Genomic DNA, 4,207 nt, shown 5'->3' on the forward strand with positions numbered 1-4,207 from the left:
ACAACTAAAGGTTATTTTGGACAATTTGGTGGTAGTTTTGTACCGGAGCCGATTCAAGCTTTGTTGGATGAGTTGGAAGTGACATTTGACAAGTACAAGGATGATCCAGAGTTTTTGGCAGAATTTCGCCATTACTTGAAGGATTATTCTGGTCGCGAAACACCGCTTTATTTTGCGGAAAGTTTGACAGAGCACCTAGGTGGAGCTAAGATTTATCTCAAGCGCGAAGATCTTAACCACCTTGGTTCTCACAAGCTCAACAATGTTCTAGGTCAAATCCTTCTTGCCAAACGTATGGGCAAAAAACGAGTGATCGCAGAAACAGGAGCTGGTCAGCACGGTGTTGCGACAGCAGCTGCTGCAGCCAAGTTTGGTATGGCTTGTGATGTCTACATGGGTGCAGAAGATGTGGAGCGTCAACGACTCAATGTCTTCCGCATGGAGATGATGGGAGCGACTGTTCACGCAGTTGAAACGGGGACACGAACTCTTAAGGATGCGGTTGATGCAGCCTTTGGAGCATGGATGAATGACCTTGAAGCCTTCTACGTTTTGGGATCTGCTGTAGGACCTCATCCTTATCCTACCATTGTTCATGAATTCCAAAAGGTCATCAGTGAAGAATCTCGCCGTCAAATCTTAGAAAAAGAAGGTCGTTTACCAGACTACGTCATTGCCTGTGTAGGTGGTGGTTCGAATGCCATCGGTGCTTTTTCGCAGTATGTGGCTGATGAAGAAGTCAAATTGGTTGGGGTCGAAGCTGCCGGTCACGGACTTGACACAGACAAGCATGCAGCCACTATGACAAAGGGTAGTGTCGGAATTGTCGATGGTATGAAGACCTATGCAGTCTTTAAGGAAGACGGAGAGCTGGCGCCAGTTTACTCTATCTCAGCTGGTTTGGACTATCCAGGGGTTGGCCCAGAACACGCCTACTTCAAAGATTCTGGCCGCGTAGAATACGTAGCAGCGACAGATGAAGAAGCTGTTCAAGCCTTGCTCCTTCTTAGTAAGACAGAAGGGATTATCCCAGCGATTGAAAGTTCGCACGCCATCGCAGAAGCGGTTAAACGTGCACCGAAACTAAGTAAAGATGAGATTATCATCATCAATGTCTCTGGTCGTGGAGACAAGGACGTAGCTGCTATTGCAGACTACCTAGAAGCTAAAAAATAAAAGATGGAAAAATTACAGTCTTTTCTCTCACAGAGAGCTTGTGGTTGCTGGAATCAAGCAGAGAAAGCTGTAAGGTTGGGTCCATCTGAAACGAGAGAAGAAAACATAATTCTCAAGGGAGTGCCCTTTATCGCACAGCCTGTTATAGGAAAGTTCTGAGACAGGAATGAGAGATAGGAGAAATCCTATAATTGAGGTGGCACCGCGAATTTCGTCCTCACGCAAGTTATTTTGCGTGGGGATTTTTATATATTTATCGTAGATATGGCTATCAGTTTTAAATTATGCTTCATCACTAGATAGATTTCTATAAAATATTTGCTAACGAAGTGAGCATTGACCCGCTATTTCCCGCTATAGTGGTATTCTAGAGAAGCAAAGATGCTTCTCTAGAACGGAATTTTTGAGAGTAAAATAGTTTGGGGAACTATTTTAGCCTGAGCCTAGAAATGAATGAGCGAGGAGCTCGAAAATTAGGTCTTTCATTTCATGGATTTCTAAAATCATCCACTGGATAATTTTACCTCCCGTCCGCACTATTTAAGGGAAATAGAAAAAAGACCAAAAATTAAAAATAAGAAACTGAAAGGGAAATTACAATGGAACGAATCATTCATGGAGATGTCTTATCACCAATCTTGGCTTATATGCGCTTAAAAGGGCAACACAAGGTTATCCTAGAGAGTATTCCGAGAGACAAGGAAACCGCTCGTTTTTCTATCCTAGCCTATAATCCTGTTTTTGAGATTCAGTTTGAAAATGGAGTCCTTTATCAAAATGGTCAAGTGATTGATCGGGATCCTTTGGATTTCCTTTATGAAGTGACTCATAAGAGCCAACACCATTCAGATCTCCCTTTTGGTGGGGGAGCTATTGGCTTTGTCGGTTACGATATGATTTCTCTTTATGAAGAAATTGGCCAAATCCCTGAGGATACCATTGGAACGCCAGACATGCATTTCTTTGTCTATGAGAGTTATATGGTCTTTGACCACAAGAAAGAAAAAATTCATGTCATAGAGGATGCTCTTTATAGTGATCGCAGTCAAGAAGATTTGGAAAAAGCCTTGAACCAAGTGCTTGAGGAATTACGCATTCCTGCTCCAAATGAATTTGAAGATTTGGATCTATCTCCGTTGAACTTCAAACCGCATATCGCTCCTCAGAAGTTTGAGGAAATGGTGGAAACTTCTCGTGACTTGATTCGTAATGGTGATATGTTCCAATGCGTGCTCAGCCAGCGTTTCTCAGCAGAAGTTACTGGAAATCCATTTGACTTCTACAGAAATCTCCGCGTGACCAATCCATCTAATTACCTCTATTTCTATGATTTTGGGGATTATCAAATCATCGGTGCTAGTCCTGAAAGTTTGGTTTCTGTCAAAAATGGCATTGTGACAACTAATCCGATTGCGGGAACGCGACCAAGAGGAGCTACGGATGAAGAGGATAAGGCCTTGGCGACAGACCTGCTTTCTGATGAGAAGGAAACAGCAGAACATCGGATGTTAGTAGATTTGGGACGCAATGATATTGGTCGCATCTCTGAAACGGCCAGTGTTCAAGTCACCAAGTATATGGAAGTGGAGCTCTTCCGCTATGTCATGCATTTGACCAGCGTGGTCAAGGGACGTTTGCTTCCAGGCCTCACTGCCATGGATGCCTTGAAAGCTACACTTCCAGCTGGAACAGTGTCAGGAGCACCAAAGATTCGGGCCATGAGACGGATCTATGAACTGGAAACGGAAAAACGAGGCGTATACGCAGGAGCAATCGGCTACTTGTCTGCGACAGGTGATATGGATTTGGCCATTGCCATCCGAACTATGATTCTTAAAAATCAAACAGCCTATGTGCAGGCCGGGGCAGGGATTGTCTACGACTCCATCGCCCAAAACGAATACCAAGAAACCATTAACAAAGCTAAATCTATGACTAGAATTGGAGAACTAAGACCATGATTTTATTGATTGACAACTATGATTCTTTTACCTATAACTTGGCCCAATACATCGGGAATTTTGCAGAGGTGCAGGTTTTGAGAAATGATGATCCCAAGCTGTATGAAGAAGCTGAAAAAGCAGATGGTCTGGTTTTTTCTCCCGGTCCTGGTTGGCCAGTTGATGCTGGAAAGATGGAAGATATGATTCGTGACTTTGCAGGCAAGAAGCCAATTCTAGGTATTTGTTTGGGTCATCAAGCTATTGCAGAAGTCTTTGGTGGGAAGCTAGGCTTGGCTCCAAAAGTTATGCATGGGAAACAGAGCCACATCAGCTTTGAAGCGCCATCTGTTCTCTATCAAGGCATCGAGGATGGTCGTCCAGTCATGCGTTATCACAGTATTTTGATTGAAGAAATGCCAGAAGGCTTTGAAGTTACAGCTCGTTCGACTGATGACCAAGCTATTATGGGAATTCAACACAAAAGCCTGCCGATTTATGGCTTCCAATACCATCCAGAAAGTATCGGAACGCCAGATGGCTTGTCTTCTATTCGGAATTTTATCGAGAAGGTTGTAAAGTGAGGAAACTAGGATGAAAGAGATTATTGAAAAATTAGCAAAATTTGAACATTTATCAGGTGTGGAAATGACGGATGTCATTGAGCGTATCGTAACTGGGCGTGTAACCGAAGCGCAGATTGCTTCTCTCCTCTTGGCCCTTAAGATGAAGGGGGAAACACCGGAAGAACGCACAGCCATTGCACAAGTCATGAGAGGGCATGCCCAACACATTCCAACTGAAATTCATGATGCTATGGACAACTGTGGTACAGGTGGGGACAAGTCCTTCAGCTTTAACATTTCGACAACTGCAGCCTTTGTCTTGGCTGGTGGCGGCATTCATATGGCTAAGCACGGTAACCGCTCGATTTCTTCTAAATCTGGTTCTGCAGATGTCCTTCAAGCCTTGGGTATCAATCTAGACCTCAAACCAGCTGAACTAGGTAAGGTCTTCGATAAAACTGGAATTGTATTTCTCTTTGCTAAAAATATGCACCCAGCTATGAAATACATCATGCCAGCTCGTTT

The 4,207-nt window shown here is 43.6% G+C and carries 4 protein-coding genes; all 4 read left to right on the plus strand.

Annotated elements, in window-relative coordinates:
* Window positions 1–1,176: tryptophan synthase subunit beta (gene trpB / locus GMD1S_RS11260; RefSeq protein WP_000319464.1), on the plus strand; the 1,176-nt coding region annotated here is incomplete at its 5' end.
* 599 nt (window positions 1,177–1,775) lie between these two features.
* Window positions 1,776–3,137, plus strand: coding sequence for an anthranilate synthase component I (gene trpE, locus GMD1S_RS11270; protein ID WP_000439663.1), 1,362 nt, complete (start codon window positions 1,776–1,778; stop codon window positions 3,135–3,137).
* A complete protein-coding gene (locus GMD1S_RS11275) occupies window positions 3,134–3,700 on the plus strand; it encodes an aminodeoxychorismate/anthranilate synthase component II (protein ID WP_000601900.1) in 567 nt (188 codons plus the stop codon). Before trpE ends, GMD1S_RS11275 begins: the two co-directional genes overlap by 4 nt.
* Before the next feature lie 10 nt (window positions 3,701–3,710).
* Window positions 3,711–4,207, plus strand: a 497-nt coding sequence (gene trpD / locus GMD1S_RS11280; RefSeq protein WP_000658671.1) for an anthranilate phosphoribosyltransferase, incomplete at its 3' end; no start/stop codon positions are given.

The organism is Streptococcus sp. GMD1S, from assembly GCF_000296875.1.
Lineage (GTDB): Bacteria > Bacillota > Bacilli > Lactobacillales > Streptococcaceae > Streptococcus.

What these genes read in the sequence shown, in the direction of transcription:
- trpE (WP_000439663.1), top strand. Translation starts at nt 1,776, where the DNA reads ATGGAACGAATCATTCATGGAGATGTCTTATCACCAATCTTGGCTTAT.
- GMD1S_RS11275 (WP_000601900.1), top strand. Translation starts at nt 3,134, where the DNA reads ATGATTTTATTGATTGACAACTATGATTCTTTTACCTATAACTTGGCC.